The sequence below is a fragment of the Rugosimonospora africana genome (assembly GCF_016862975.1).
Classification (GTDB): domain Bacteria; phylum Actinomycetota; class Actinomycetes; order Mycobacteriales; family Micromonosporaceae; genus Rugosimonospora; species Rugosimonospora africana.
On the sequence record NZ_BONZ01000158.1, the window covers coordinates 1 to 3,070 of the forward strand.

4 protein-coding genes are annotated in these 3,070 nt (G+C 70.7%); 1 reads left to right on the plus strand and 3 read right to left on the minus strand.

Translation table 11 applies throughout. The features are described 5' to 3' along the window. Positions 1-439: polysaccharide deacetylase family protein (locus Raf01_RS48925; RefSeq protein WP_203925042.1), on the plus strand; the 439-nt coding region annotated here is incomplete at its 5' end. 45 nt (positions 440-484) lie between these two features. Here Raf01_RS48925 and Raf01_RS48930 read toward each other — a convergent pair. The 3 genes from Raf01_RS48930 to Raf01_RS48940 all read right to left on the minus strand — a co-directional run. Then, a complete protein-coding gene (locus Raf01_RS48930; protein WP_203925043.1) occupies positions 485-1,588 on the minus strand; it encodes a hypothetical protein in 1,104 nt (367 codons plus the stop codon). After that, the gene (locus tag Raf01_RS48935) at positions 1,585-2,340 is read right to left on the minus strand and encodes a TIGR03943 family putative permease subunit (RefSeq protein WP_203925044.1); all 756 of its coding nucleotides are present in this window, start codon (positions 2,338-2,340) and stop codon (positions 1,585-1,587) included. The genes Raf01_RS48930 and Raf01_RS48935 overlap by 4 nt, the downstream gene beginning before the upstream one ends. Beyond that, positions 2,334-3,070 (minus strand): permease (locus Raf01_RS48940; protein WP_203925045.1); only part of this gene is annotated, 737 nt, incomplete at its 5' end. The genes Raf01_RS48940 and Raf01_RS48935, both read right to left, overlap by 7 nt.

The following is a 3,070-nucleotide window of genomic DNA, read 5'->3' on the forward strand; positions in this document are numbered from 1 at the left end:
GGTGCGGGGGCATGAGAGCGTGGCCCGGTCGGTGGTGGCGGCCGGCCACAATGTGGCCAACCATACCTACACTCACCTGACCGACCTGCCCACCCTGTCGGCACCAGAGATGAACAAGGAGATCGGCTGGGCACAGGACAAGATCCATACCGCGACTGGCTTCACTCCGCGGCTGTTCCGGTCGCCGGGCGGGAGCTGGTCGCCGGAGCTTCTCGCTAAGACCGCCCAGGCCGGGCTGGTCCCGATCGACTGGAGCGATGACCCGCGGGATTGGTCCCGGCCCGGTGTTGCGTCCATCGTTTCGCACCTGCTCGCCGCCAAGCCGGGGCAGATTCTGCTTTGTCACGACGGTGGTGGCGACCGCTCACAGACCTACACCGCGCTGCAGACGGTGATCCCGGCGCTTTTGGCCAAGGGGTACACGTTCGTGTCGCTGTAGTGTGCCACACTGATCACCCTCCGTACGGTCTACTGGCTGCGCCAGTCAGCGCAGCGTTCGCAGGTCCAGGGCGTGCCAGGCGAGGGTCTCGTTGTCGCCGGTGGCCCACCACACGTAGTCGCCCTGCGCGCCGGCCTTGGAGACGGCGGAGGCGACCTGAACCAGCGCCCGTCGGCGGGTGTCGTAAAGGGACAGCCGGAACAACGACGTGCCGGCCAGGGTCCGGGAGACCGGGGTGAGCATTGGCTCGAACCGGCCGAGCAACGCGGGGTCGTTCGCGATCGGGTTGCTGTTTTTGCCGGCGACATGCTGCCGATCGGTGCCGTCCGCGTGGACGAGATCGGTACCGTCACGGCGGGTCTGGTCGTCGGGGATCAGCCGGCACCAGGTTTGGTCACAGGTGACCAACTTGTTCGCCGGCACTCTGATGGGGGTGACGGCGCCGGTGTGGACGTTGAGAAGCCGCGGAGGGGTGTTCGGGGCGCTGGGCGCGGTGACCAGCCAGGGCCATGCGGTCAGTCGCCATGCCCCGGTGAGCATGCGGGTGCTCACCGGACCGCCGGTCAGCGCTACCGATCGCAGCTGGGTCACGTCTGTTCGGTCGCCGTCGGCGGAGATCCAGTAGAGGCGGTCGTCGACCGGTTCGAGGTCGTACCGGGAGCCGGTGAACAGCGGCTGACCGACATCGGTGCTCATCATCGTGGGGGAGCCCCCGGAGGTCGGGGCGCTCCACAGGCTGGGCTTGACCAGGCCGGTGGCGCTGCGCGCGGACTGGATCCAGAACAGGCGGGTGCCGGCCACGGTGATGGCGTCGTACAAGCCGCCGTCGCCCAGGGTGCGGGTCTGCAGGACGCGAGAGGTCCCGCCGTTGTTGACCACCAGGGATGTCTGGGTTCCGTCTGCGCTGGTGGCCGTTCCGACGTCCGTCCTGGGGTCGACGATCAGGGTTGGTGTGTAGGTGGACCCAGCGGCCAGTGTGGTGTGCAGCGCGAACGGCCGGGTGGCCGGCCACACGGTGGCCAGCGTCGCCGGGCCCGAGACGGTGGTCCCGCCAGTGGGCCGGTGTGGGGTGGGCAGGGCGAGCAGGGTCACGACGGCGGCGAGGCCGGCCGCCGCGCCGAGCCAGTGTCGTGGTCGGTGCGGTCTCACGAGTCGTACTGCTGGGCCGGTGCCGGGATCGGTGTGCTGGACGTGACCGACAGGTACGGGATGCTCTGGCCGTTGACCGGGTCCTTGTCCACCCGGTCGGTGTACTCGCCGGTGGCCTCCAGCCACTCGTTGGCTCGCGCGTTCGCCGGTACCGCCCCGGTCAGCCCGACCTTGATCGGTTGGGCGTCGGCGGCGCAGCAGGTGATCACCATCCGGGTGAGGTACCAGCCTCCGGAACCGTTGCTGAGCAGGAATCCGGACAGTTCCACGCGGCGCCCGGCCAACGATCGGCCGTCGAACACCGCCCGGGAGGCGTAGTCCAGTACCGACACTGTGACCGGATCGCCGGCCGGCAGGGGTGGGTAGTCCGAGGAGGAGGCCGCGCCCAACGCGGTGCCGGACCGGCCGGCGGAGTACGAGCCGATCGCCGGCGGGGCGATCAGCAGCACCACCGCAGCGGGAACGACCAGCAGCCAGGCCATGTCGGCTCGCCCGTGCCGGTGCCCGTGCCCGTCGCCGGTGTGGGCGTGGCCGGCGTCCCCGTGGTGATCGTCGGTTTCGGCCGAGCGCCGCCCGAACACTGCGGGCCACAGTGCCGCTGCCGCGACAGCGAGCAGGATGAGCCCGGCGGCGAACAGGTACGGGCGCATCGCGGCCTTCACGTACCGCTCGTACTGGCCCGTGACGGTGAGTTTGACCAGCGTGCCGCCGAGCAGGGCGAGGATCAGCCCGTGCAGGTCGCGCTTCACCATGCCACCGAACCGACGATGGTGGCGACCAGGATGCCGACGGCGAACGTGGCCGGGGCGAACCGTGCCGCGAACCTGCGGCCGAACGTGCCGACCTGCATCGCGATCAACTTGGTGTCCACCATCGGCCCGACGACGAGGAACGCCAGCCGGGCGGTGAGCGAGAACTGAGTCAGCGACGCGGCGACGAACGCGTCGGCTTCGGAGCAGATCGACAGCACCACGGCGAGGCCGGCCATGGCGAGGACGGACAGCACCGGATGGCCAGCGACGACCTGCAACCAGTGGGCTGGCACCAGCACGTTCATCGTCGCCGCGGTCGCCGCGCCGATCACCAGAAAGCCGCCTGCCTGGGTCATGTCGGCCCGGAACGCGGCCAGCAGCGCGGCCGTGCGGGGCAGGCCCTCCAGGTCGGGGCGGGCCGGTGGTCGCAGCCACTCGCCGCGCCCGAGGCGCAGCCACAGCCAGCCCATCACGATCGCGGTGAGCATGCTGGCGAGCAGGCGGGCCACGACCATCATCGGCCGGCCGGCGAACGCGACCGAAGTGGAGACCAGCACCACCGGGTTGACCGCCGGCGCGGACAGCAGGAACGCCAGCGCCGCCGCCGGAGTCACCCCTCGCCGCATGAGCGCGCCGGACACCACGACCGAGCCGCATTCGCATCCCGGCATCAGCACCCCGGCCGCACCCGCTACCGGCACCGCCAGGGCGGGCCGGCGCGGCAGTACCC